24 protein-coding genes are annotated in these 23482 nt (G+C 65.8%); 13 read left to right on the top strand and 11 right to left on the bottom strand.

Annotated elements, in window-relative coordinates:
- Positions 1-35 precede the first annotated feature (35 nt).
- The 3 genes from LH19_RS04785 to LH19_RS28405 all read right to left on the bottom strand — a co-directional run bounded on the left by LH19_RS04785 (position 36) and on the right by LH19_RS28405 (position 2553).
- Positions 36-401 carry a PilZ domain-containing protein gene (locus LH19_RS04785; protein ID WP_234716082.1) on the bottom strand — a complete coding sequence of 122 codons (366 nt, stop codon included), beginning with the start codon at positions 399-401 and terminating at the stop codon, positions 36-38.
- Between the two features lie 140 nt (positions 402-541).
- Positions 542-1003 carry an RNA polymerase-binding protein DksA gene (gene dksA / locus LH19_RS04780; protein ID WP_054588600.1) on the bottom strand — a complete coding sequence of 154 codons (462 nt, stop codon included), beginning with the start codon at positions 1001-1003 and terminating at the stop codon, positions 542-544.
- 710 nt (positions 1004-1713) lie between these two features.
- The gene (locus LH19_RS28405) at positions 1714-2553 is read right to left on the bottom strand and encodes a hypothetical protein (RefSeq protein WP_201258419.1); all 840 of its coding nucleotides are present in this window, start codon (positions 2551-2553) and stop codon (positions 1714-1716) included.
- A gap of 367 nt (positions 2554-2920) precedes the next feature.
- Here LH19_RS28405 and LH19_RS04765 point away from each other — a divergent pair, with 367 nt between their 5' ends.
- From LH19_RS04765 to LH19_RS04740, 6 genes are all read left to right on the top strand, one after another.
- Complete coding sequence (locus LH19_RS04765) at positions 2921-3259, top strand: ArsR/SmtB family transcription factor (RefSeq protein WP_054725263.1); 339 nt, start codon at positions 2921-2923, stop codon at positions 3257-3259.
- A gap of 16 nt (positions 3260-3275) precedes the next feature.
- Positions 3276-3740: an SRPBCC family protein gene (locus tag LH19_RS04760; RefSeq protein WP_054725260.1), complete on the top strand. Its 465-nt coding sequence runs from the start codon at positions 3276-3278 to the stop codon at positions 3738-3740.
- A 43-nt stretch (positions 3741-3783) separates the two neighbouring features.
- Complete coding sequence (gene serS, locus LH19_RS04755; RefSeq protein WP_054725257.1) at positions 3784-5064, top strand: serine--tRNA ligase; 1281 nt, start codon at positions 3784-3786, stop codon at positions 5062-5064.
- A 98-nt stretch (positions 5065-5162) separates the two neighbouring features.
- The gene (gene surE, locus LH19_RS04750; protein WP_054725254.1) at positions 5163-5927 is read left to right on the top strand and encodes a 5'/3'-nucleotidase SurE; all 765 of its coding nucleotides are present in this window, start codon (positions 5163-5165) and stop codon (positions 5925-5927) included.
- 74 nt (positions 5928-6001) lie between these two features.
- Positions 6002-7075 carry a LysM peptidoglycan-binding domain-containing M23 family metallopeptidase gene (locus LH19_RS04745; RefSeq protein WP_145923359.1) on the top strand — a complete coding sequence of 358 codons (1074 nt, stop codon included), beginning with the start codon at positions 6002-6004 and terminating at the stop codon, positions 7073-7075.
- A 5-nt stretch (positions 7076-7080) separates the two neighbouring features.
- Positions 7081-8142 (top strand): potassium channel family protein, encoded by a 1062-nt coding sequence (locus LH19_RS04740; RefSeq protein ID WP_054725249.1) that lies wholly within the window; start codon positions 7081-7083, stop codon positions 8140-8142.
- Here the strand turns inward: LH19_RS04740 and LH19_RS04735 are convergent.
- Positions 8139-8465: a DUF423 domain-containing protein gene (locus LH19_RS04735; RefSeq protein WP_054733014.1), complete on the bottom strand. Its 327-nt coding sequence runs from the start codon at positions 8463-8465 to the stop codon at positions 8139-8141. The two genes, LH19_RS04740 and LH19_RS04735, sit on opposite strands and share 4 nt — an antisense overlap.
- Positions 8466-8558: 93 nt before the next feature.
- Between LH19_RS04735 and rimO the strand changes: the two genes are divergently transcribed.
- Both rimO and LH19_RS04725 read left to right on the top strand, forming a co-directional pair.
- Positions 8559-9926, top strand: coding sequence for a 30S ribosomal protein S12 methylthiotransferase RimO (gene rimO / locus LH19_RS04730; RefSeq protein ID WP_054725246.1), 1368 nt, complete (start codon positions 8559-8561; stop codon positions 9924-9926).
- Between the two features lie 271 nt (positions 9927-10197).
- The gene (locus tag LH19_RS04725) at positions 10198-11676 is read left to right on the top strand and encodes a DUF4403 family protein (protein WP_054725243.1); all 1479 of its coding nucleotides are present in this window, start codon (positions 10198-10200) and stop codon (positions 11674-11676) included.
- 9 nt (positions 11677-11685) lie between these two features.
- Here the strand turns inward: LH19_RS04725 and LH19_RS04720 are convergent, their stop codons facing one another.
- The 3 genes from LH19_RS04720 to LH19_RS04710 all read right to left on the bottom strand — a co-directional run bounded on the left by LH19_RS04720 (position 11686) and on the right by LH19_RS04710 (position 14370).
- Positions 11686-12147: a hypothetical protein gene (locus tag LH19_RS04720; protein WP_054725240.1), complete on the bottom strand. Its 462-nt coding sequence runs from the start codon at positions 12145-12147 to the stop codon at positions 11686-11688.
- A gap of 69 nt (positions 12148-12216) precedes the next feature.
- The gene (locus LH19_RS04715) at positions 12217-13230 is read right to left on the bottom strand and encodes an inorganic phosphate transporter (RefSeq protein WP_054725237.1); all 1014 of its coding nucleotides are present in this window, start codon (positions 13228-13230) and stop codon (positions 12217-12219) included.
- 15 nt (positions 13231-13245) lie between these two features.
- Positions 13246-14370, bottom strand: a complete 1125-nt coding sequence (locus tag LH19_RS04710; RefSeq protein WP_158500092.1) for a DUF47 family protein — start codon at positions 14368-14370, stop codon at positions 13246-13248.
- Positions 14371-14577: 207 nt separating this feature from the next.
- Here LH19_RS04710 and LH19_RS04705 point away from each other — a divergent pair, with 207 nt between their 5' ends.
- A complete protein-coding gene (locus tag LH19_RS04705) occupies positions 14578-16119 on the top strand; it encodes a flavin-containing monooxygenase (protein WP_234716171.1) in 1542 nt (513 codons plus the stop codon).
- A gap of 89 nt (positions 16120-16208) precedes the next feature.
- On the opposite strand, the gene LH19_RS04700 is transcribed toward LH19_RS04705, so the two are convergent.
- The 3 genes from LH19_RS04700 to LH19_RS04690 are packed head-to-tail and all read right to left on the bottom strand — an operon-like array spanning position 16209 to position 18211.
- Positions 16209-16391 (bottom strand): DUF3008 family protein, encoded by a 183-nt coding sequence (locus LH19_RS04700; RefSeq protein WP_054725234.1) that lies wholly within the window; start codon positions 16389-16391, stop codon positions 16209-16211.
- Between the two features lie 40 nt (positions 16392-16431).
- The gene (locus LH19_RS04695) at positions 16432-17367 is read right to left on the bottom strand and encodes an SDR family oxidoreductase (RefSeq protein WP_082395420.1); all 936 of its coding nucleotides are present in this window, start codon (positions 17365-17367) and stop codon (positions 16432-16434) included.
- A gap of 13 nt (positions 17368-17380) precedes the next feature.
- Entirely contained in the window at positions 17381-18211 is an 831-nt protein-coding gene (locus LH19_RS04690) for a DUF4163 domain-containing protein (protein WP_054725231.1), read from the bottom strand.
- A 54-nt stretch (positions 18212-18265) separates the two neighbouring features.
- On the opposite strand from LH19_RS04690, the gene LH19_RS04685 reads away from it, so the two are divergent.
- From LH19_RS04685 to argC, 3 genes are all read left to right on the top strand, one after another.
- Complete coding sequence (locus LH19_RS04685; RefSeq protein ID WP_054725228.1) at positions 18266-19690, top strand: leucyl aminopeptidase family protein; 1425 nt, start codon at positions 18266-18268, stop codon at positions 19688-19690.
- 74 nt (positions 19691-19764) lie between these two features.
- The gene (locus LH19_RS04680; protein WP_234716081.1) at positions 19765-20709 is read left to right on the top strand and encodes a C40 family peptidase; all 945 of its coding nucleotides are present in this window, start codon (positions 19765-19767) and stop codon (positions 20707-20709) included.
- Positions 20710-20713: 4 nt separating this feature from the next.
- The gene (argC, locus tag LH19_RS04675; RefSeq protein WP_054725221.1) at positions 20714-21640 is read left to right on the top strand and encodes an N-acetyl-gamma-glutamyl-phosphate reductase; all 927 of its coding nucleotides are present in this window, start codon (positions 20714-20716) and stop codon (positions 21638-21640) included.
- Positions 21641-21739: 99 nt separating this feature from the next.
- Here the strand turns inward: argC and LH19_RS04670 are convergent, their stop codons facing one another.
- Entirely contained in the window at positions 21740-21955 is a 216-nt protein-coding gene (locus LH19_RS04670) for a hypothetical protein (RefSeq protein ID WP_082396223.1), read from the bottom strand.
- A gap of 182 nt (positions 21956-22137) precedes the next feature.
- Here LH19_RS04670 and LH19_RS04665 point away from each other — a divergent pair, with 182 nt between their 5' ends.
- Positions 22138-23478: a PQQ-dependent sugar dehydrogenase gene (locus LH19_RS04665; RefSeq protein ID WP_054725218.1), complete on the top strand. Its 1341-nt coding sequence runs from the start codon at positions 22138-22140 to the stop codon at positions 23476-23478.
- The last annotated feature ends 4 nt before the right edge of the window (positions 23479-23482 follow it).

Genomic DNA, 23482 nt, shown 5'->3' with positions numbered 1-23482 from the left:
TCGATCGTCCGGCCGCTACCGCCCGCTGGTCACGATCAGCGTCGGCGGTAGATGGCCTTGTCAGGCTTGCCGAGCCGGGAAAGATGCGGCGGCAAATCCTGTTTCTGAACCACCTGACGACGTACCGCCTGCGGATTGACCGCCCGGTCGAACGCGACGCCGAACTTGCCTTCGCCGACCCAGACGATGCGCCCCGGCACCGCGCCGACGTTGCGCAGCTCGACCTCGACCGTCGCGCCTTCGGCGACCCGCGCCGGACTTTCCGCGAGCATGCCGCCCGCCGACAGGTTGCGGACGCGGACAAGCACCGGCTCGGCATGTCCCGGAATCGTCAGCGCCGCCTGCATGAACAGGCTGTCGCGATCGGCGCCGCGCGACAATGCAGCGACTTCTTCATCCAAAGATACTGGTCCGCGCGAATCCATCTGCAACCCGTTCCTCGCTAGCGTGAGGCGACGAATCTAAAATGGAGCCATTGCCGAAACGTAAAGGGGCGTTGCGGAAAACGCCGGACCGAAATCCGGCATCGCGCAGCCGCGCGTCAATCCTCGCGCGAAATCCGCTCGTTCCGCTCGTGACGTTCCTGCGCCTCGAGCGTCATGGTCGCGATCGGACGCGCCTGCAGCCGGGCGAGCGAAATCGGTTCGCCCGTCACGGCGCAATAGCCATATTCGCCCTCGTCGATGCGGCGGATCGCCGAATCGATCTTGGCGATCAGCTTGCGCTGGCGGTCGCGAGTGCGGAGTTCGATCGCCCAGTCGGTCTCGCTCGACGCGCGGTCGGCGAGGTCCGGCTCGCGCAGCGGCCCGTCCTGCAGATGGGCGAGGGTCGATTCCGCCTCGGTCAGGATCGACTTTTTCCATGCGAGCAACAGGCCGCGGAAATATTCCTGCTGCCGCTCGTTCATGAACTCTTCGTCGTCGCGGGGAATATAGTCCGAATCGAGGTTCGATTTGGCTTCGCGGAGCGCGTCGGCACCAACGTCGGCGATCTGGGTTGGCATAAGGGCCTTCCGCGTCCTTTCCTGTCGCCTGGTCGCCGAGGATGACGATCCAAGGATTGCGCCGCGCCTATAACCAGCCACCGGTTAGGACACAAGCGCCGAAGCATGGCCATGCCCCGCGTCCGGTGAAGCGCGGCTGAACCAGTGCCGGCAAGGGCGATTCTGGACGCCCCCTCCTGCGCGCCCGGACTCGCCCGAATAGGGCCGGAAGTTAACTATCCGCATAGAATTGCCGCATATTTTGTGCTTTTTTGGGACAGAAGTCGTCATTTTGGTTGATTCCGCCCCTCAATTCCCGATGGCGGACGGACAAACGCGGTTAACGCAATTGCGGCGTTCATAAAGCTTTGGCCTTTTGGCTTCAGTAGAAGGTGCATGGGGGTGTGGGCGGAGGCGCCAACGCACCTGCAACGGGAAAGAAGAGAGAAACCTATGTCTGTCCGAATGGCCCTCGCCAAGCTTTGCGCCTGCACCTGCGGCGGCGCGATCATCGGAACCGGCGCGATGCAGATCGCCGACGTTCCGAAGGCACGTGCAGCCCAGTCCTGTTCGCCCTGCGCAGGACCGGCCAAGAAAGTCGTCCGCAAGCGTCATGCGGCACGCAAGCCGGTCAAGCGCGTGCGCCGCGTCGTAACGACCAAGAAGGTGATCCGCACCGCGACCCCGCAAACGCAGGTGGTGACGCAGACGATCCCGCTTCCCCCGATCCCCTATGCACCCTTCCCGCAGCGCGGCGGTTTTGAAGGCGGCGGCGGTGGCGGCGGCGTGACCGTGATCGGCGGCGGCTTTGGCGGCGGTTTCGGCGGCGGCTTCTTCGGCGGCTTCTTCGGCGGTTCGAGCGGCGGCGGCAGCAGCGGCAGCGTCGTGGTCACCTCGACCACAACCGGCGGCCTCAGCTCGACCACCAGCACCTCGTCGGGCGTATCGACCTCGACCGGCGGTGTCAGCACCTCGACCGGCGGCGTCTCGACGTCGACGGGCGGCGTCAGCACCTCGACCGGCGGCGTCTCGACCTCGTCGGGCAATGTCAGCACCTCGTCGGGCAACGTTTCGACCTCGTCCGGCAACGTCAGCACCTCGTCGTCGAGCAGCAGTTCGTCGTCGAGTTCGTCCTCGTCTTCGTCCTCCTCCTCGTCGAGCTCGTCCTCGTCGGGCGGCTCGTCGAAGGGCGGCAGCTCGCACGGCCATGGCGGCAGTTCGCACGGTTCGTCGCACGGCAGCTCGGGCTGGGGCGGCTCGTCGAAGGGTGGTTCGAGTAGCTCCTCGTCGAGCTCTTCCTCGTCCTCCTCCTCGTCGTCGAGCAGCAGCACGTCGAGCGGCGCGACCTCGTCGGGCGCGACCGGTGGCAGCAGCAGCTTCGGCGCAACGAGCAGCTCGTCGTCTTCGTCGTCGAGCAGCAGTTCCTCGTCCAGCTCGTCCTCGTCGAGCTCGGGCGGCAGCAGCAGCCATGGCGGTTCGTCGGGCGACCCGACCCCCGTCCCGGCACCGCCGATGATGCTCCTGTTCGGTGCCGCCGCCGCCGCGCTCGTCGCGCGTCGCCGCGCCGCCAACCGCAACGCCGAGGATCAGGACGCGGCATAAGCCATCCACTGGCGGCCGGCATACCGGCCACCAAATTCGGGCCGCCCCGCGGGGCGGCCCTTTTTTGTGCGTGGTGTCGGGCGCCGGCTGGTTTCGGGCGGTTTCGGCCGGGAGTGGACGTAAGTCGTTTGGAATTCCTCAATTGTGTCATTCCCGCGAAAGCGGGAACCCAGGGCGGGTTTACACTACTCTGGGTCCCCGCTTTCGCGGGGATGACAAAAGTTGGAAACGTCCGCTTCCCACCCCAAAGCTACCATCCATCCACGGCGGGCATTGCCGGCTTACGCACGCGCAAAACAGTTTGCTATCTGGAAAACTATCGATATAGTTCACCATATGGCGAACCAACAAACCTCGCTCGACACCGTCTTCCACGCGCTTGCCGATCCGACGCGGCGCGCGGTGATCGGCCGCCTGCTCGGCGGCGCGGCGCCGGTGAAGCGGCTGGCCGAACCCTTTGCGATGGGTCTGCCTGCGTTCATGAAGCATTTGTCGGTGCTCGAAACATCGGGGCTGATCCGCTCCGAAAAGGCGGGCCGCGTCCGGACCTGCCACCTCAACGCCGACCGGCTGGCCGCGGCCGAGGACTGGCTCTCGGAGCAGCGGGCGGTCTGGCAGGGGCGCACCGACCGCCTCGCCGCCTTCGTCGAATCGCAAAATCCCCCCACGAAATGACAGCGGAGCAAGCAGCATGACCAATGAAAGCGAACTCACCATCTCGCGCCTGATCGCCGCGCCGCCGGCTGCCGTATGGAATGCGTGGAGCATCCCCGAAAACCTTGAGAAATGGTGGATTCCCGCGCCGATCGAGTGCCGGGTCGACATGCTCGACCTGCGCCCCGGGGGCGGCTTCGTCACGCGCATGCGCGAAGAGGGCGCCGCCGATTTCCAGCCGCATGTCGATGGCTGCTTCCTCGACGTGGTGCCGGAAAAGAAGATCGTCTTCACCACCGTGCTGACCGAAGGCTGGCAGCCCGCCGAACCATGGCTCGCGCTGACCGCTATCCTGACCTTCGAACCGCAGGACGGCGGCACGCTTTACGCCGCGCGCGTGCTCCACAAGAATCCCGACGACAGCAGCAAGCATCTCGAGCTTGGCTTCCACGAGGGCTGGGGAACGGCGATCGCTCAACTGGCTGAACTGACCGAGCGATAAAGCGGGCTTGCACCGCCCGCGCCACGCCGCCATAGCGCGGCGCATGCACGATATCCGCCTGATCCGGGATAACCCGCAAGCTTTCGACGCCGGTCTCGCACGCCGCGGTCTCGAACCCCTGTCTGCCGAAATCCTCGCCGCCGACGCATCGCTGCGCGCGCTGCAGACCGATATCCAGTCGTCGCTCGCGCGCCGCAACGAAGCCTCGAAGCTCATCGGCCAGGCGATGGCGAAGGGCGACAAGGACGGCGCCGAGGCGCTGAAGGCCGAGGTCGCCGACCTCAAGACCGCGCTCCCCGCCAAGGAAGAGGCCGAGCGCGAGCAGCTCGCCGCGCTGCACGACAAGCTTGCCGCCCTCCCCAACCTGCCCGCCGCCGACGTCCCCGAGGGCGAGGACGAAGCGGGCAATGTCGAGATTTCGCGCTGGGGCACCCCGCGCAGCTTCGATTTCGCGCCGCAGGAACATGCCGATTTCGCGCCCGCGCTCGGGCTCGATTTCGAAACTGCGGCAAAGATGTCGGGCGCGCGCTTCGCCTTCCTGAAGGGCCAGATGGCGCGGCTCGAACGCGCGCTCGGCCAATATATGATCGACCGCCAGACGATCGAGGCCGGCTATACCGAATGCGCGAGCCCGCTGATGGTCCGCGACGAGGCGGCCTATGGCACCGCGCAGCTCCCCAAGTTCCGCGAGGATCTGTTCCAGACCACCGACGGCCGCTGGCTGATCTCGACGTCGGAGATGAGCCTGACCAATGCGGTGCGCGAGGAGATTTTGCCGGAAGCGGAACTGCCGGTCCGCATGACCGCGCTGACCCCCTGCTTCCGGTCCGAAGCCGGGTCTGCGGGGCGCGACACGCGCGGCTATATCCGCCAGCACCAGTTCTGGAAGGTCGAGCTGGTCTCGATCACCCGCCCCGAGGACTCGGATGCCGAGCTCGAACGCAAGACGCGCGCCGCCGAGGCGATCCTCGAAGCGCTCGAGCTGCCGTATCGCCGGATGCTGCTCTGCGCCGGCGACATGGGTTTCGGCGCACGCAAGACCTATGACCTCGAAGTCTGGCTTCCCGGCCAGAATGCCTATCGCGAGATTTCGAGCTGTTCGAACTGCGGCGATTTCCAGGCACGGCGGATGAACACCCGCTTCCGCCGCGACGGCGCAAAGGGCAATGAGTTCGTCCACACGCTGAACGGGTCGGGCCTTGCGGTCGGGCGGACGCTGGTGGCGATCCTCGAAAATTACCAGCAGGCCGACGGCAGCGTCGACATTCCGCAGGTGCTGCTGCCCTATATGGGCGGGATCACGAAGCTGGAACCTGCCGCCTAACCCCTATCGTCATCCCGGACTTGATCCGGGATCCACGACGCCGTCGCTGAATGGATCCCGGATCAAGTCCGGGATGACGAAGAAAGAAAGACCGAAACGTGCGCATCCTCCTCACCAACGACGATGGCTATCACGCGCCCGGCATGGCGGTGCTGGAGGCGATCGCGCGCCAGCTTTCGGACGACATCTGGGTTTGCGCACCGTCCGAGGAACAGTCGGGCGCCGGCCATTCGCTCACCCTGTCGCGCCCGGTGCGCATCCGCCGTCACGACGAACGGCGCTGGTCGTGCAGCGGCACCCCGACCGACTCGGTGATGATGGCGATCGGCAAGCTGATGCCCGAAAAGCCCGACCTGATCCTGTCGGGGGTCAACCGCGGCGCCAACCTCGGCGACGACGTCACCTATTCGGGCACGGTCTCCGCCGCGATCGAAGGCGCCCTCGCCGGCATCCGCTCGATCGCGCTCAGCCAGGTCTACGCGCGCGAAGGCATGGGCGACAGCGTGCCGTTCGAGGCGGCCGAAGCGTGGGGCGCAAAAGTGCTGCGCCCGCTGCTCGACATGGAAATGGCACCGCGCACGCTGATCAACATCAACTTTCCCGCGATCCCCGCCGCCGAGGTGCAGGGCATCCGGGTGACGCGGCAGGGTTTCCACGACTATGGCCGCGGCTCGATCGTCGAGGGCACCGATCCGCGCGGCTATCCCTATTTCTGGTTCGGCCTGCATGGCATCGAGCATAGCCTCGGCCACGACAGCGACCTCGAGGCGATCGACGACAAATATATCTCGGTCACCCCGCTCCAGCTCGACCTCACTCACGACGCCTCGCTCGCCGGACTGCGGAGCGCTTACGCCGCCTGATCCTTTTGCATTTTCTGTACCATAGCGGCACAGAAGCCTAGCCATCGCGCCCAAGCTTTGGCAAAAGGGGGCGCATGGGGGGTGTCCGACACCGTAATGGGCTGTTGCTGCCCGGCGTGCTGCTGCTCGCCGGATGCATTCCTGCGGCCAGTGCGCCGAGCCGCCCCGCCCCGCCGCCGGCGAGCGCAAGTCCCGAACCCGAACCCGACAGCTATATGCGGCAGGACGTCATGGGCGGCGACGCCCGGCCGACCTGGACGCTGAAACCGGTCGCGACCAACGCGCGATGGGTCGGGGGTAGCCTTTATATTGTGCGCCGCGGCGACACATTGCGCGCAATCGGCGAGATGACGGGCGTCGGCTCCGAAGCGCTGGCGATGGAGAATGATCTCGCGCCGCCCTACACGCTGTTACCCGGACAACAGCTCCGCGTTCCGGCAGGCCTGTATCACCGCGTCGCGACCGGTGAGACGGGGATCGGCATCGCGGCCGCCTATGGCGTCGACTGGGGCGAGGTCATCACGATCAACGCACTCGCCGAGCCCTATATTCTGCGCGTCGGGCAGCGGCTACGGCTGCCCGCGCACGCCAAGGCGCTGCCGCCGAAGGCGGTCGACGTCGCCGCGCGCGCCGCTGCCTTCAACCTCGACATCGACGATATCGCGACCGGCAGCCAGCCCGCGCTGGCCGAAAGCGCGCGGCCGACCGCCGCCAGCGCTGCACCGACGAAACCCGTCACCACCGCGATCGCCGCGCCCGCCGCCTTCGCGGGGCGGTTCCAGTGGCCGCTCACCGGAAAGATCATCGCGAAATTCGGTCCGCTCGCGCCGGGTAAGGTCAACGACGGGATCAACATCGCCGCCGCAACCGGCACCCCGATTCACGCCGCCGCGCCGGGCGTCGTCGCCTATGCCGGCGACCAAATCGGCGTCTATGGCGGGCTGATCCTGATCAACCATGGCGGCGGCTGGGTCAGCGCCTATGGCCATGCGGGGCGGATCGACGTCCAGCGCGGGCAGGCGGTCAAGGCCGGCGACATCATCGGCCGCGCCGGGGCGAGCGGCCAGGTCCAGTCGCCGCAGCTCCATTTCCAGCTCCGCAAGAATCGCATTCCGATTGACCCGCTGAAGCAATTGCCGCCAAGATAGCGGCGATGGCCAAGCCCCGCCGCAGTCCTTTCGAGCACCGGTTCAATCCGCTGCGCCGCATGAGCAAATGGCCGATCTGGGCCGATGTGGTGACGCGGCTGGGCGTCGCCTTCCTGCTGATCGCCTTCGTCGTCCTCGTTCACTGGATCGACCGGGCCGGGCTGCGCGACAGTCATGACGGAGAGATCAGCTTCCTCGACGTCGTCTATTTCACCATGATATCGGTCACCACGACCGGCTTTGGCGACATCGCCCCCGTATCCGACCGTTCGCGGCTGATCGAATCGGTCATCGTCACGCCAATACGCGTCGCGGTACTCTTCATCTTCGTCGGAACGGCGTATCAATTCGCAATCAAACGCACATGGGAAAAATGGCGTATGGCCCGCATCCAGGCAAAGCTCACCAACCATATCGTCGTGCTCGGCTATGGCATCAGCGGCAGCGAAGCGGTCAGGGAACTGATCGCACGCGGCACCGATCCCGCCTGCATCGTCGTGATCGACCAGTCGGGATCGCGGATTGCCGAAGCCGAAGCCGCCGGCTGCAACGTGTTGCAGGGCGATGCATCGAACGACGACACGTTGATCGACGTCCAGATCGCAAAGGCGCAGTCGGTCCTTGTCTCGGCGGGGCGCGACGACGCCTCGATCCTGATGGTTTTGACCGTCCGCCACCTTGCTCCCAAGGTGCCGATCAGCGTCGTCATTCGCGCCCAGGACAATGAACTGCTCGCGCGGCAAGCCGGTGCGAACAATGTCATCAATCCGGTCAGCTTCACCGGCCTGCTGCTCGCCGGGTCGGCGCAGGGCGCGCATGTCGCCGACTATATGGCCGACCTCGCCAGCGTCGGCGGCCGCGTCCAGCTCCGCGAACGCCCCGTCAGCGGCGAGGAAATCGGGCGGAGCATCGACCAGCTCGCCAGCGGCGGCCGCGGCTTGCGCATCTATCGCGGCGGCAAGCCCTATGGTTTCTGGGAAGCGGAAACCAAGCGCCTCGAACCCGGCGACCTGATCGTCGAGGTGATCAACTGCGAGGAATGCGAAGCGAGCGTTCCGGGCGGTTAGCCCCGCCAGAACAGCCAGCCGGCCCACAGCCAGCCGATGATCAGCAGGCTGCCGCCGATCGGGGTCACGGCGCCGAGCCAGCGCGGTCCGCCGAGCGCCATCGCATAGAGGGTGACGGCAAAGATCGCGCCGCCGACCAGCAGCATGATCGCCGGCCCGCGCGCAAAACCCATGATCGCGAGCGCGCCGACGGCGTGGATCAACTGGTACAGCCCGCCGGTGCGCAGCCATTCGGCCTCCTGCTGCCCCGCCGCGCCATGGGCGCCGAACGCCCCGGCCGCAACGGCAAGCGCCGCCGAAACTGCTGCAAATAGGCCGATCATCCTGCGTCCATCCTTCGTCTGCCGGGCATCATCCATGCCGCCGCGCGCCGGGCGTGACAAGTGCCGCAAAATCGATTAAAGGCGCGGCCAATCATGACAACCAAGACTCTTCCCGCCCAGCCGAAAGTCGGCATGGTGTCGCTCGGCTGCCCGAAGGCGCTCGTCGACAGCGAACGGATTCTGACCAAGCTGCGCGCCGACGGCTATGGCCTGTCGCCCGACTATGCGGGCGCCGACGTCGTGCTCGTCAACACCTGCGGCTTCCTCGACTCGGCGAAGGAAGAAAGCCTCGAGGCGATCGGCGAAGCGATGGCCGAGAATGGCCGCGTCATCGTCACCGGCTGCATGGGCAACGAGGCCGAGGTCATCCGCGCCCGCTTCCCCAACGTCCTCGCGGTCACCGGCGCGCATCAGTACGAACAGGTCGTCGACGCCGTCCACGACGCGGCGCCGCCGACGCAGGGACCGTTCATCGATCTTGTCCCCGAGGGTGGGCTGAAGCTGACCCCGCGCCACTACAGCTATCTGAAGATTTCGGAGGGCTGCAACCACAGCTGCTCCTTCTGCATCATCCCCGACCTCCGCGGCAAACTCGTCAGCCGCCGCATCGACGCGGTGCTGCGCGAGGCGGAAAAGCTCGTCGCCGCTGGCACCAGGGAACTGCTGGTGATCAGCCAGGACACGTCGGCTTACGGCGTCGACATCAAGCACGACCCGCGCCAGTGGCATGGCCGCGAGGTGCGCGCGCATATGACCGACCTCGCGCGCGAACTCGGCCAGCTCAAGACCAGCGAAGGCCGCGCCCCGTGGGTGCGCCTCCACTATGTCTATCCCTATCCGCACGTCGACGCGGTCATCCCGCTGATGGCCGAGGGGCTGCTCACGCCCTATCTCGACATCCCCTTCCAGCACGCGGCCCCGAGCGTCCTCAAGCGCATGAAGCGCCCCGCGAACGAAGCGAAGGTGCTCGAACGGCTGAAGAGCTGGCGCGCGATCGCGCCCGACATTTCGATCCGCTCGAGCTTCGTCGTCGGCTTCCCCGGCGAGACCGAGGCCGATTTCCAGTATCTCCTCGACTGGCTCGACGAAGCGCAGCTCGACCGCGTCGGCGCTTTCCGTTTCGAACCCGTCGCGGGGGCGCAGGCCAATGCGCTCGACAATCCGGTGCCCGAAGAGGTCAAGGAAGAACGCTACCAGCGCATCATGGCCAAGACCGCCGCGATCAGCGCCGCCAAGCTGGAGGCCAAGATCGGCCGCACGCTGCCGGTGATCATCGACGAGGTCGGCGAGGCGGATGAAGACGGCAGCATCGGCGCAACGGGCCGCTCACAGGCCGACGCCCCCGAAATCGATGGTCATGTCTACCTCCGCGACGTGGCCGCGACGCTGAAGGCCGGCGATATCGTCGATGTCGAGATCGAAGACGCCGACGAGCACGACCTGTTCGGGGTCGTGGCGTAAAGCAGCGCTGTAAAGCAGGGCCTGCAGACCTGAGGGGCGAATGGCGGTTTTGGGGTGGAAAGCTGTCGTTACCTCCCCCCGCTTTCGTCATCCCGGACTTGATCCGGGATCCATGACGACGGTGCAGCTATGGATCCCGGATCAAGTCCGGGATGACGAATGGAAAAGGTCCACAACCGGCCGAAAGTAGTTATTTCCCTCTTCCATACCGATGGAACAGCTTTGCACCTTCCGATGTTATAGGCGATAGAGACCGCATCAGGGGCACCATATGCGTCTAATTCGACTGACGACCGTCGCATTGCTGCTAACCGCATCTCTCACCGCCTGCGAGCGCAAAACCGAAGTCGAGCCACCGCCGCGCGCGACCGACAAGGCGCCTTCGCCTACCCAGACATCGCTGATCGCGGTGCCGATCAACGCCAGCACCGCATCGCTGAAAACCGCGCTCGAACGCGCGGTGCCGAAGACGCTGTGGACGATCAACCAGCGCGAACGCGCATGCGTGAAACCGCAGCGGGTCAAGGTCTTCGGCAAGAAGGTCAAGGTCACCCCGCCGATCGCCTGCACGATCGTCGGGCGGGTAACGCGCGGGCCGCTTAGGCTGCGCGGCGAAGGCAGCGAGATCGTCGTCGATGTGCCGATCCATGCGACGATCAGCGCGCGCGATGTCGGCGGCGTATTGAAGGGCGAGACCGCGACCGGCGCCGCGATGGCGCACGCGCGGGTACGGATCGAACTGACCCCCGACTGGCGCACGCAGGGCAAGGCGCGGATCAGCTATGGCTGGACCAACGCGCCGGGCATCGATTTCCTCGGGCGGCGGATCACCTTCACCGACGAGGCCGACGCCAAGCTGAAACCCGTCGTCCGCGACGTCGAGCGCGAGGTGAACCGCGAGATCGCGAAGATCGATATCCGCAAACAGGCGGCCGAAGTCTGGCGGCAGAGCTTCACCACGCTCGAACTCAACCGCGAAAACCCGCCGGTGTGGATGCGCGTGACGCCACAGCGCATCCTCTATGGCGGGTACCGCCTCGACGGCCAGCAGATGCGCCTCAACCTCGGGCTGGAGGCGATCACCGAAACCTTCGTTTCGGGCCGCCCGCGTGACCCCGTGCCGACCCCGCTGCCCCGGCTGGTACGCGAAACGCCCAAGCCGCATTTCGACGTCCGGGTGCCGGTGCTCGCCGATTATGCCCAGCTCGAGCCGGTAATCCACCGGGCGCTGGTCAAGCGCTCGGCCCGCCCCTTCGTCCTGCCCGCGATCGGGCCGGTGATGGCAAAGTTCGGCAAGGTGACCGCCTATGGCGCCCCCGACAACCGGATCGCGGTCGGGATCGAACTGGAGGCGCTGGTCCAGGGGGCAAAGCGCGAGCCGACGCGCGGCCGCGTCTGGGTCACCGCGCGCCCGGTGAACGCCCCCGGTTCAGCCAAGGTGAGCTTCATCGACCTGAAAGTCGATGGCGACACCAACGGACTGAAGGGCGACCTGTTGCTGGGCATCGCCGAGAGCGAGGGCTTCGCGCCGCTGATCGCCGACGCGCTGACGCAGAATTTCACCCGCGACCTCGCGGAATTACAGGGCAAGATCCGGCGCGCAATCGACCAGCGGCGCGAGGGCGCCTTCGTCATCCGCACCCGCATCGACAGCTTCGAGACCGGCGAGATCACCGCCTATGGCAACGGCCTCTATCTGCCGGTGCGCATGGTCGGCGGCGCGAGCGTCGATTATCGACCCGGTAAATAGATCAGGGCGCTAGGCCCGCTCGAAATCCATCGTCCAGTTCAGCTCCCACGTCTCGCCGCCGTCAACCGACATCGCCTGCTCCCAGCGCGGCGACGCGGTGTCGGTTTGGCTCCAGATGAAACGCAGCCGGACCGGCTGCCCCTCGTGGCTGTCGTCGGCATGGAAATGGCCGATCCCGTCCCTGAAACCGCCGACGACCGGGACGTCGAGCGCGTGCGGACTGCGGGCATCGAGCCACCAGATCGCCCAGCTATCCTGCGCCGGATCGTATGAACGGAGCGCGATGGCGCGATAGGTGCCGCCGGGAAGGTGGATGACATTATCCTCGACATTGCCATGGCCGCCGAGGATCGGCCGCGTCTCGCAGCTCCCCTCGAATTCTTCCCATTCGTCGCAGCCGACCAGCCGCGCTTTCAGGCGGCGATGCTTCACCCGCCAGCTGCCGAACTCGAAATCGAAATCGCTCGTCATCGCCTGCACTCCGCTTCTTCAGCGGAGTGTTCCTATTACGTTCTCATCCGAACGCAACCCCCGGCAGGGTCAGAACAGGCGGGTGATCGCGTAAAATATCGCGGCGACGATCGCGCTCGCCGGGATGGTGATGAACCATGCCGCGACGACGTTGCCGGCAACCCCCCAGCGCACCGCACTCGCACGGCGCGCAATGCCGGCGCCGATGATGCTACCGGTGATCGTGTGCGTCGTCGACACGGGGATGCCCAGCAGGCTGGCGGTGAACACCATGATCGACCCGCCGGTCGAGGCGGCGAAGCCCTGATGATGCGACAGCTTGGTGATCCGGCCGCCCATCGTCTCGATGATCTTCCACCCGCCCGACAGCGTACCGAGCGCGATGGCGATGTAGCAGCTGAACGCGACCCAGTGCGGAACGTGGAACTCGCCGCCGAGATAGCCGGTCGAATAGAGGAGGACGGTGATGATCCCCATCGTCTTCTGCGCGTCGTTGAGACCGTGGCTGATCGAATAGGCGGCCGACGACAGGAGGTGGAGATGGCGGAAGGTCTTCTCGGCAAAGCTGGCGGTCGCGCGGCGCAGCGCCCAGCTGCTGACCAGCATCACCAGCATCGCGAGCAGCATGCCGAGCAGGGGCGACAGGAAAATCGCGATGACCGTCTTGTTGAGCCCGGTCCACTCGATCCCTTCGAACCCGGCGTGCGCAACGCCGGCGCCGACGATGCCGCCCACCAGCGCGTGGCTCGACGACGACGGAATGCCCTTGAGCCAGGTGACGACGTTCCAGAACATCGCGCCGACGAGCGCCCCGAACACGACGGCGGGCGTCACCAGATCCTTGTCGATGATCCCCTTGCCGATCGTCTCGGCAACCTTGTGCAGTTCGGGGAAAATGATCGACAGGAAATAGGCGGCAAAGTTGAAAAAGGCCGCAAAGAGCACTGCCTGCACCGGCCGCAGCAGCCGGGTCGCGACAACCGTCGCGATGCTGTTCGCCGCATCGTGCAGCCCGTTGAGAAAATCGAACGCCAGCGCGAGGATGACAAGGCCGACGAGGAGCGGAAAAGCGAGTTCGTGCATGGTGGACGCCCCCGCTTATGCGTGGTCGATAACCAGACCGTCGATCTCGTTCGCGACATCCTCGAAACTGTCGGTGACGCGCTCGAGATGACGGTAGAGTTCGCGCCCGATCAGGAAGCGGACGCTGTTCGACTGCCCATGTTCCTTAAACAGGCGCTTGAGGCCCGCGGCGTGGATTTCGTCGGCATGGCCTTCCATCCGCACCAGCCGTTCGGTCAGTTCGTGCAGGCGCACGGCATTGGCCGAAATGTTGCGCAGCAGCGGCAGCGCCTCGGCTGTCAGGCGCGCGGCGTCGACGATGATGCCGCCGATATCGCGCATTTCGGGTTCGAATTCGGTGACGTCATAGAGGTCGACGGCGCCCGCGGTCTTCTGCATCTCGTCGATCGCATCATCCATCGAGGCGATCAGGTCGGTGATCGCGCTGCGGTCGAACGGAGTCAGGAAGGTGCGGCGAACTGTCTGCAACACTTCGCGAGTGATCGCATCGGCGTCATGCTCGCGCTCGATGATTTCCTGGACGTGGTCGGCCATGCCCTCGCCGCCCTGCAGCATGCGCGACAAGGCGTTCGCCCCGGCGACCAGCGTCGCGGCGTGGCTTTCGAACAATTCGAAGAAATTTCCCTGTCGCGGCAGCAAACGCTGAAACCATGCGAACATCCAGCTAACCCCTGTTTTGTCTGCAACATTCTGGACGACCCCGCGCGGCTGGGCGACGGCACGAAAACCGCCATCGCCGAACGAGCGGATCAGCGCCTGCAAATCGGGTTCCTCGACCGCCGACGCGGCATCGCGGAACGAGAACCATTTGCGGTCGCGTTCGTCCATTTCCTTCCAGTCGTCGAGCTCGTTGGTCACGGCGAGCGGAAACACTTCGACGTTGTACATGATCGATGCGCCGTTCGCCCGGCGCTTGCGATATTCATAACTGCCGATCGGCGTCGGGCAGACGGCGCCGATCACGCCCGCCTCCTCCTCGGCCTCGATCGCCGCGGCGGCATGGCGTTCCATTCCGGTCAGCGGATTGCCCTTCGGCACCACCCAGCGCTTCGTCTCGCGCGAGGTGATCAGCAGGATTTCGGTCGGTCCGTCCTGCGCGGGGCCGCCGAATCGATAGGGAAGGACGGCAATCTGGCGCATATGCTCGATCCTTTCCAAAGATTCGGGCGAAGATTCAAGGCGCGGGACGCCCAGGTGACAAAAGCGTTACGCCCCTATGACAATAATGTGACAGCGACAAGGATGCTTCACACCCCCTACCCCCCCTACTTTCACCCCTGTCAATTCGATTGCAAAATGAAACGCGGCGCGTAATCTCCCCTTCAAACATAGTCGGGAGACAGGATGATGGCAGGCACGGCGACGATGGAACGTCCCGCGGGGACGAAGGCTGCACCGGTCGATCAGGACGTGCTGATCGTCGGAGCGGGAATTTCGGGCATCGGCATGGCGGTGCATCTCCAGCAGCATAGCCCGGACCGCAGCTTCGCGCTCGTCGAGCGCCGCGCCGACCTTGGCGGCACCTGGGACCTGTTCCGCTATCCGGGCATCCGGTCGGACAGCGACATGCACACGCTGGGTTTCGTCTTCGAACCGTGGAAACATGAAAAGACGATCGCCGACGGTCCCGCGATCCTCGAATATCTGAACCGCATCGTCGACGAACGCCACATCCGCGAACGCATCCGCTTCAACAAAAAGGTCGTCGGTGCCGACTGGGACAGCGCCGCAGCGCGCTGGACGGTGACGATGGAGGACGACAAGGGCGCGGTGACCACGACAACCGCGCGCTGGCTCTATCTGGGCTCGGGCTATTACGACTATGACGAGCCGTTCGACGCCGGGTTCACCGGACGCGAGGACTTCCAGGGACAGATTTTGCATCCGCAATTCTGGCCGAAGGACCTCGATTACGCCGGCAAGAAGATCGTCGTGATCGGATCGGGCGCGACCGCCGTGACGATCGTTCCCGCGATGACCGACAAGGCGGCGCATGTGACGATGCTCCAGCGCACGCCGACCTGGTACTTCATCCGTCCGGCGAAGGACGGGTTTGCGAACTTCCTGCGCAAGGTGCTGCCCGAGGAGCTCGCCTACCGGATCACCCGCTTCAAGAATGTGAAGCTGCAGGACATCAGTTTCCGCCGCGCGCGCGAAAAGCCCCAGAAGGTCAAGGATTTCCTGACCAAGAAGCTGAAGGCCGCACTCGGCGACCGCTATGATGCGACCGCCTTCACGCCGCCCTATAACCCGTGGGAACAGCGGCTCTGCCTGGTCCCCGACGCCGATTTCTTCGAGGCGATGAAGGCGGACAAGGCGTCGGTGGTCACCGACCATATCGAACGCTTCGACGCCACCGGCGTCCAGCTCAAATCGGGCAAGCATCTCGATGCCGACATCATCGTCACCGCGACGGGGCTCAAGCTCGCCGTCGCCGGCAAGATCCCCGTCCGCGTCGACGGCGACCCGGTCGATTGGAGCGAGCATTTCTATTACAAGGCGTGCATGTTCTCGAACGTCCCGAATTTTTCGGCGGTGTTCGGCTATCTCAACGCTTCGTGGACGCTGCGCGCCGACATCGTCGCCGAATATGTCTGCCGCGTGCTCAATCATATGCAGGCGACCGGCACCGACGCGGCGACGCCGGTGCTCGCCGATCCGTCGACGCTGACCGAGGAGAATATCTTCGATTTCTCGTCGGGTTATATCCAGCGCTCGCTGCATATCATGCCGAAGAATGCCGACGCCCTGCCGTGGCGGCTCAGCCAGAATTATGTGCAGGATCGCATCGACATGCGCAGCGGCGCGATCGCCGACGGCGTACTCGCTTTCACGGTGGCCAAAGCTCAGGTCTCGGCGGCGTCGGCAGAGCTCGAAGCCGCGGAATAATATCACCTTTGCGAGCCCGGCCAAGCAATCCAAGGGTGGCCTAAACTGCTCTGAATTGCTTCGTTCAGCTCGCAAGGACAGCGTTCATATTAATCGACGTGTTCGGGCTTGCCCTTGGTCGACCCCTTGGCAAAATCCTCAAGCTGCTTTTCACTCATGCTGTCGACCATCTGTTTCGACGCGCCCTTGAGTTTCGATTTGGGCGTATCGCCGCGTTTCGCGCTCAATGCGGCGCCGGCCGCCTTCTGCTGCGCTTTCGATTTGGCTGGCATGACAAGTCTCCTGTCTGCCCCCGCTGTCCCTTAACACCCTCTACCCATTAACGATCGTGCCGCCGTTGGGATGCAGCACCTGACCCGACATATAGCTGCTGTCGTCGCAGGCGAGGAAAAGAAACGCCGGCGCGACCTCGTTCGGTTCGCCGGGGCGTTTCATCGGCGTGCCTTCGCCGAAGCTCTCGACCTTCTTCGCCGGCGCGCCGCCGCGCGGGTTGAGCGGGGTCCAGATCGGGCCCGGCGCGACCGCGTTGACGCGAATGCCCTTGCCCACCAGATTTTCGCTGAGCGAACGGGTGAAAGCGGTGATCGCGCCCTTGGTGGCGCTGTAATCGAGCAGGCCTTGCGACCCCTGATACATGGTGACGCTGGTGCAATTCACGATCGCGGCGCCCTTGCCGAGGTGCGGCAGCGCCGCTTGCACCAGATAGAACATGCCGAAGATATTGGTGGCGAAGGTGCGCTGCAACTGCTCGGCGCTAATGTCGCGGATATCGGCGGCGGGATGCTGCTCGCCGGCGTTGTTGACGACGATATCGAGCCGGCCGAGCTTATCGAGGGTGCGCTCGACGATCCGCTCGCCCGCGTCGTGCTTGCCGACATCGGCCTTGATCGCGATCGCACGGCGCCCTTCGGCCTCGACGATCGCCACCGTATCGGCGGCGTCGTCCTTGTTGCTGTGATAGACGAGCGCAATGTCGGCACCCTCGCGCGCGAACAGGGCGCACACCGCGCGGCCGATGCCGCTGTCGCCGCCGGTGACGATCGCGACCTTGCCGTCGAGACGGCCCGATCCCGGATAACGCGGTTGCCATTTCGGCGCCCGGTCGAGATCGGCCTCGCGGTCCGACGGCGGCTTCGCGATCGAATTGGCGGGTCCGACCGCCTTGCGCAGCTTGGCGGCCGCACGCGCCTTGCCCTTCTTCTCCTTTGGCGTCTCGCCGACCTTGCCGGCCTTGGACTGCTTCGCCATTGCTACGGTTCCTTCACTTCGTCGGCAGGAAATCGCGGGCGTATTCGGGCTTCACCGCGTGCACGATCGCCTGCGACATCGGCAGGTTGATCTTGTAGCTGCCCTCGGCATAGGCGCCGATCTCATAGGGAGCGATCGCGATCGTCAGCCGGTCGAGATAGCGGCCGTCGGACGAACCGAGCCACACCGTCTGCGCCGCAGCGGACGGGCATTTGCCGAAGGGGCTGCCGTCGCGGACCCATTCGACGCCGCGCGCCGCCTTTGCGCGTTCGATTGCCGCGCACAGGTCGTCGTTCACCGCCTTGTCGAACGCTTCGCCGCTGGCGAACATGTCGAGCGGCTTGAGCCGCTTCGCGCGATTGCGGTCCCAGACCAGCGTGTCGAAGGTCTGCATGCCATGCGCGCCGCCCATATAGGTCTCGATCTCCGCCGACAGGCTGAGAAAGCGCGGCGTGCTGGTTATCCGCTGCCATTTCTGAAGGTGACTGTGCGCATAATAGGGAAAGCCCTCCTTATCTGCGGCCGCCTGATCGCGGCGCGCGGCGCTTACCAGCGCGTCGCGCTGCGTTGCCCGATCGTTGTCGAGCCATGCCGCCAGCCCGGGAATCTGCGCCGCTTCGGCGGGATAGCTATAAGCAAACTCGACAAGCTCGTTCTTCTCCTTGACGTCGGATGCTGGCGCATTTTTCGCCGCGACGTCCGCCGGCCCGCCCGGCGGTGCGCCGGGGACGGCGGCGGCGGCCGCCTTTTCGGCGGGCGTATCGGGCTTCTCCGAACAGGCGGTCAGGATCAGCGCGCCCGACAGGAGCAGCGCAGCGGAAGGATAGTGTCGAAGGTTCGTCATCCCCGAACAACGCCGGGAATCGACAAAGTTTCCTTGCAGGCCTAGCACGCTGGCATGATCGACTATTCCGACATGATCCAGCCCGACCAGGGGCAGGACGCCCGCGCCATCCACCTCGTCGACAAGAAAAGCTATGACGGCTGGCTGAAGGACCGCAGCGCGCGCGAGCGCGCGCACCTCGCCGCCGTCGGGTTCAAGCCCGATGCGTTCGTCCACGCGATCCTGCCCGGCGACGACCCCGAACGCTGGGGCGTGGTGACGACCGTCGCCGATGTCGAAAACCTCTCGGCCTGGTGCCTCGCCAAGCTGGCTCAGATATTGCCCGAGGGCCGCTATCGCGTCGAAGGGCGGCAGCCGGGCAAGGCGCTTTTCGGCTGGATGAGCGCGCAATATCGCTTCGATGCTTATCGGAAGAAGGTGGAGACCAAGGGCGCCCGCGTGCTGCTGACCAACGATGTCGGCGCGATCGCGCCGATGGTCGCCGAGGCGCGCGCAACCGCGCTCGTCCGCGACCTCGTCAACACGCCTGCCGCCGACATGGGCCCGGCGAGCATCGAGAAGGCGGCCGAGCGTATCGCCAAGGCGCACGGCGGCAAGCTCAGCGTCACCAAGGGCGAAGCGCTCGAGCAGGGCTATCCGATGATCCACGCGGTCGGGCGGGCGGCGGCAAAGCATCATGCGCCGCGGCTGATCGAGATCGTCTGGGGCAAGGAAGATCATCCGCGCGTCGCGCTGGTCGGCAAGGGCATCAGCTTCGACAGCGGCGGGCTCGACATCAAGCCGTCGGCGGGCATGCGGCTGATGAAGAAGGATATGGGCGGCGCCGCGCATGTGCTCGCGCTCGCCGAACTGGTGATGGCAGCGGGGCTGCCGGTGCGCCTGCACTGCCTCGTCGCCGCGGCGGAGAACGCGATTTCCGCCGACGCTTTTCGCCCCGGCGACGTCCTCAAGAGTCGGCTTGGGCTGACGGTCGAGATCGGCAACACCGATGCCGAGGGGCGGCTCGTGCTCGGCGACGCGCTCGCCAAGGCGGGCGAGGACAAGCCCGAACTGATCCTCGATTTCGCAACGCTGACCGGCGCCGCGCGCGTCGCGCTGGGCCCCGACCTGCCAGCGCTGTTCGCGAACGACGACAGTCTCGCCGACGATTTGCTGAAAGGCGGCAGCGAACGCGACGATCCGCTGTGGCGGATGCCGCTGTGGGACAGTTATGCCGACCTCCTCGAAACCGACATCGCCGATATCGGCAATGCCGGGAGTTCGGCTTTCGCCGGGACGATCACCGCGGCGCTGTTTCTCAAGCGCTTCATTCCTGACAATACCGCCTGGGCGCATTTCGACACCTTCGCCTGGCGGCCCTCGGCGAAACCCGGCCGGCCAAAGGGCGGCGCCGCGCTCGGACTGCGCGCCGCATGGGCGATGTTGCAGGTGCGCTACGACCGCCGGAGCCAGCGCGGTCCGGTGGGCGAAGCGTCTTGATAAAGGCGGGCCTGCTGGTCTAATGCGCCGCGATTGTCCGCCGCGGGCGGGCGACGACTTCTACAGGACGGCATGTGACAGCGAAGAATGGCGACAGTATAGCGGCGAACCGCGTGCGCATGGGACGCCCCGGCGTCGTCGGCGCCGGGCGTGACCGCTTCGGCCTGACCGGCACGTCGCAGACGTTCGATCCGCGCGTCGTCGCAATCCGCCCCGATCTGGCCGATATCGCCGTCGCCGGACAGCATTTCGCGCCGCACTATGCCGCGCCGATGATGCGCAGCGGGGTGCTACCTGCCGCGACGATGCGCGCCGCCCCCTCGCTCGATGCCGAACAGACGAGCGAGTTGCTGTTCGGCGAGGGCTTTGCGCTGCTCGACCTGACCGGCGGCTGGGCGTGGGGTTACAGCCTCGCCGACCATTATGTCGGTTATCTCGCCGCCGATGCGCTCGGCGTCCCGATCGCGCCGACCCACCGTGTCCACGCCGCCGAAGCGATCCTGCACAGCGCCCCCGACGCCGCGGCCGGCGGCTCGGCGATCCTGCCGCGCGGTGCGCTCGTCATGGGCGAAGCCGCGGACGAATGGCTCGCGACCTCGCATGGCTTCCTGCCGCTTGCGGCGCTGGTCGACGTCGACGCCCGGGACGATGACCCGGCGGCGATCGCCGAAGCGCTCACCGGCACCCCTTATGTGTGGGGCGGCCGCACCGCAAAGGGCATCGACTGCTCGGGGCTCGTCCAGCTCGCGTGGAGCATGGCGGGTGTCCAGTTGCCGCGCGACAGCGACCTGCAACTTGCATCGCTGGGTGCGGACAAGGATGTCGAACCCGCGGCGCTGGCGCGCGGCGACCTCGTCTTCTTTCCCGGCCATGTCGGGATCATGGCCGACGACGCCAACATCATCCACGCCAGCCGACGATGGATGGCGGTGAACAGCGAACCGCTGGCCGACGTCATCGCGCGTTCGGCGGCGAAAGGGAATGATGTGCCGGTCTCCGGCTATAAACGATTGCGGTAAAATCATGACACAGACGGTCTTCATCGACGGCGCGGCGGGAACGACGGGCCTGGAAATCGCCGAGCGGCTGGCCGGGCGCAGCGAATTCACCCTCGTCACGCTCGACGACGCGCGCCGCAAGGATGCATCGGCGCGGCGCGAAGCCTTGAACGACGCCGACTTCGTCATCCTCTGCCTGCCCGACGATGCAGCGCGCGAATCCGTCGCGATGATCGAAAACGACACGACGCGGGTGATCGACGCGTCGACCGCGCATCGCGTCGCGCCCGGCTGGGTCTATGGTTTTCCCGAAGTCAGCGGACACGACGCCGTCGCCGCAGCGGCGCGTGTCAGCAATCCCGGCTGCTATTCGACCGGCTTCATCGCGCTGGTCGCACCGCTGGTGCGTGCCGGCCTGCTCCCCGCCGACTGGCCCTATAGCTGCAACGCGGTCAGCGGCTATTCGGGTGGCGGCAAGGCGCTGATCGAGCGCTTCGAGCAGGACACCGATATCGCGTGGCGCGGCTATGCCCTTGCCCTCGGCCACAAACATGTGCCCGAAATGCAGTCGAACTGCGGCCTGTCGGTCGAGCCGCTCTTTTCGCCCGCCGTGATCGCGGCGCATCGCGGAATGGTCGTCGAAGTGCCTCTGCCCCTCGCCGCGATGCCCGGCGCCGCGACGCCCGACGCGCTACGCTCGGCGCTGGCGGAATTTTACGCTGACAGCCCCGTCGTCGCGATGGGCAGCACACCTGCGGACGGCGAGATGCTGCTGCGCTGGTCGCAGGGCGGTGACGACCGGATCGAATTGTTTGTGTTCGGCAATTCGGGCGGCAGCCAGGCGCGCCTCGTCGCCCGGCTCGACAATCTCGGCAAGGGCGCCAGCGGCGCCTGCGTCCAGAACCTCAACATCATGGCGGGGTTGCCCGAAACGGCGGGCCTGCGGCTTTAATTTTGTTCGTCATCCCGGCGCAGGCCGGGATCTCGCCGGTGCGTTATCACGTTAGGTCGAGACCCCGGCCTGCGCCGGGGTGACGATGATGATCAACCCTCAGTGCACCGTGTCGAGCACATCCTCGACCGACAAATAGGTGATGAGCCGTTCGATCTGGCGCCAGCGCGCGAAATGGATGTGGTTGCCGAGCACGCGATATTGCTCGGCGCGCGCCGCCGCCGCATAGCCCGCTTCCTCGCCATGCTGGGCGATCAGCGCATGGGCATCGTCGACCGCGGCGCGATCGGCAAGAAATGGAGCTGGCAGTTGCATCGGGTTCCCGGTCGGTTGCGTCACGCCTTTCTCCTAGCGCGGGGCGATCACTGCCCCGTTCCCAACCGTGATGAACAAACGGGTAAGGTTAATTCCAGCGGCGGTGCAGTTAACCTTTGCACCGTGCGGACGAACCGCGTTTCGACCTTTGCCGCCGCGCTTCGCCCGTGTAGACATGGGCCATGCGCAAGATCCTGAAATATGCCGCCCTCGCCCTGCTGGTCCTTGTGATCGTCGGCGGGATCGCCCTGTACATCATGTCGCGCCCCGATGTTGCGCGCTTCTCGACCGCCGAACTCAGCGGCCGGGTGCCGGTGATGGCCTCGCAGAAGACCGAGAGCTTCCCGACGATGAACGTGCCCGAAGCGACGAGTTGGCCCGCCGGGCAGGCGCCGCGCGCCGCCGCGGGGCTGGCGGTGACGCGCTTTGCCGAAGGGCTCGATCATCCGCGCAACATGCTCGTGCTGCCCAACGGCGACGTGCTCGTCGCGGAATCGCAAAGCCCGCCGCGCGATACCTCGGGGGTCGAGGGCAAGATCATGGGCGCGCTGATGGGCAAGGCCGGCGCCGGCGGCAAATCGGCGAACCGCATCACCCTGCTCCGCGACGCCGACGGCGACGGCAAGGCCGAAGTGAAAACCGCCTATATCACGGGCCTCAACTCGCCCTATGGCATGGCGCTGGTCGGCAAGACGCTCTACGTCGCGAACACCGACGCGCTGCTCGCCTTTCCCTATGTCGAGGGCGAAACGAAGATGAGCGGCAAGGGTGAAAAGCTGGTCGACCTGCCCGCCAAGGGCACCAACCGCCACTGGACCAAAAGCCTTGCCGCAGCGCCCAACGGCTGGCTCTATATCGGCGTCGGCGCCGACAGCAATATCGGCGAAGCGGGGATGAACCGCGAATTCCGCCGCGCCAGCATCCTCGAGGTGCGCCCCGAAAACAAATATACGCGCACCTTTGCCGCGGGCATCCGCAACCCCGTCGGCGTCGCCTTCTACCCCGGCAGCGACCGGCTGTGGACCGTCGTCAACGAGCGCGACATGCTCGGCAGCGACCTCGTCCCCGACTATCTGACCGACGTCACCGAGGGCGATTTCTATGGCTGGCCCTGGTATTATTGGGGCGGTTTCATCGATCCGCGCGTCGAGCCCGAGGCCGAGGATCGCCGGCAATATGTCAAGCGTCCCGACTATGGCCTCGGCGCCCACACCGCGCCGCTCGGCTTCACCTTCACCGCCGGTCTCGACCTCGGCGAGGGCTGGACGAACGGTGCGCTGATCGCCCGGCACGGATCGTGGAACCGCGAACCCGTTGCGGGCTATGACGTCGTGTTCGTCAAGTTCGGCGCCAACGGCAAGCCGGTCAATGCGCTCCCCGTCACGCTGCTCGACCAGTTTCTGGCGAAGGACGGCAAGACGACGCGCGGCCGCCCCGCCGATGTCAAGGTCGCGAAGGACGGCAGCGCACTGGTCGCCGACGATGCGGGCAACACGATCTGGCGGGTGGCGAAGGCGGGGTAAGGAA

It is taken from the genome of Sphingopyxis macrogoltabida, from assembly GCF_001314325.1.
In the GTDB taxonomy this organism is placed as follows: domain Bacteria; phylum Pseudomonadota; class Alphaproteobacteria; order Sphingomonadales; family Sphingomonadaceae; genus Sphingopyxis; species Sphingopyxis macrogoltabida.
This window is presented reverse-complemented; position numbering and strand designations above follow the sequence as displayed.

Excerpts from the sequence above, each read along its gene's own strand:
- dksA (WP_054588600.1), bottom strand. The coding sequence starts at position 1,003 with ATGCCAACCCAGATCGCCGACGTTGGTGCCGACGCGCTCCGCGAAGCC.
- LH19_RS04765 (WP_054725263.1), top strand. The coding sequence starts at position 2,921 with ATGGCGAACCAACAAACCTCGCTCGACACCGTCTTCCACGCGCTTGCC.
- LH19_RS04760 (WP_054725260.1), top strand. The coding sequence starts at position 3,276 with ATGACCAATGAAAGCGAACTCACCATCTCGCGCCTGATCGCCGCGCCG.
- serS (WP_054725257.1), top strand. The coding sequence starts at position 3,784 with ATGCACGATATCCGCCTGATCCGGGATAACCCGCAAGCTTTCGACGCC.
- LH19_RS04745 (WP_145923359.1), top strand. The coding sequence starts at position 6,002 with ATGGGGGGTGTCCGACACCGTAATGGGCTGTTGCTGCCCGGCGTGCTG.
- LH19_RS04740 (WP_054725249.1), top strand. The coding sequence starts at position 7,081 with ATGGCCAAGCCCCGCCGCAGTCCTTTCGAGCACCGGTTCAATCCGCTG.
- LH19_RS04735 (WP_054733014.1), bottom strand. The coding sequence starts at position 8,465 with ATGATCGGCCTATTTGCAGCAGTTTCGGCGGCGCTTGCCGTTGCGGCC.
- rimO (WP_054725246.1), top strand. The coding sequence starts at position 8,559 with ATGACAACCAAGACTCTTCCCGCCCAGCCGAAAGTCGGCATGGTGTCG.
- LH19_RS04725 (WP_054725243.1), top strand. The coding sequence starts at position 10,198 with ATGCGTCTAATTCGACTGACGACCGTCGCATTGCTGCTAACCGCATCT.
- LH19_RS04720 (WP_054725240.1), bottom strand. The coding sequence starts at position 12,147 with ATGACGAGCGATTTCGATTTCGAGTTCGGCAGCTGGCGGGTGAAGCAT.
- LH19_RS04715 (WP_054725237.1), bottom strand. The coding sequence starts at position 13,230 with ATGCACGAACTCGCTTTTCCGCTCCTCGTCGGCCTTGTCATCCTCGCG.
- LH19_RS04710 (WP_158500092.1), bottom strand. The coding sequence starts at position 14,370 with ATGCGCCAGATTGCCGTCCTTCCCTATCGATTCGGCGGCCCCGCGCAG.
- LH19_RS04705 (WP_234716171.1), top strand. The coding sequence starts at position 14,578 with ATGGCAGGCACGGCGACGATGGAACGTCCCGCGGGGACGAAGGCTGCA.
- LH19_RS04700 (WP_054725234.1), bottom strand. The coding sequence starts at position 16,391 with ATGCCAGCCAAATCGAAAGCGCAGCAGAAGGCGGCCGGCGCCGCATTG.
- LH19_RS04695 (WP_082395420.1), bottom strand. The coding sequence starts at position 17,367 with ATGGCGAAGCAGTCCAAGGCCGGCAAGGTCGGCGAGACGCCAAAGGAG.
- LH19_RS04690 (WP_054725231.1), bottom strand. The coding sequence starts at position 18,211 with ATGACGAACCTTCGACACTATCCTTCCGCTGCGCTGCTCCTGTCGGGC.
- LH19_RS04685 (WP_054725228.1), top strand. The coding sequence starts at position 18,266 with ATGATCGACTATTCCGACATGATCCAGCCCGACCAGGGGCAGGACGCC.
- argC (WP_054725221.1), top strand. The coding sequence starts at position 20,714 with ATGACACAGACGGTCTTCATCGACGGCGCGGCGGGAACGACGGGCCTG.
- LH19_RS04670 (WP_082396223.1), bottom strand. The coding sequence starts at position 21,955 with ATGCAACTGCCAGCTCCATTTCTTGCCGATCGCGCCGCGGTCGACGAT.
- LH19_RS04665 (WP_054725218.1), top strand. The coding sequence starts at position 22,138 with ATGCGCAAGATCCTGAAATATGCCGCCCTCGCCCTGCTGGTCCTTGTG.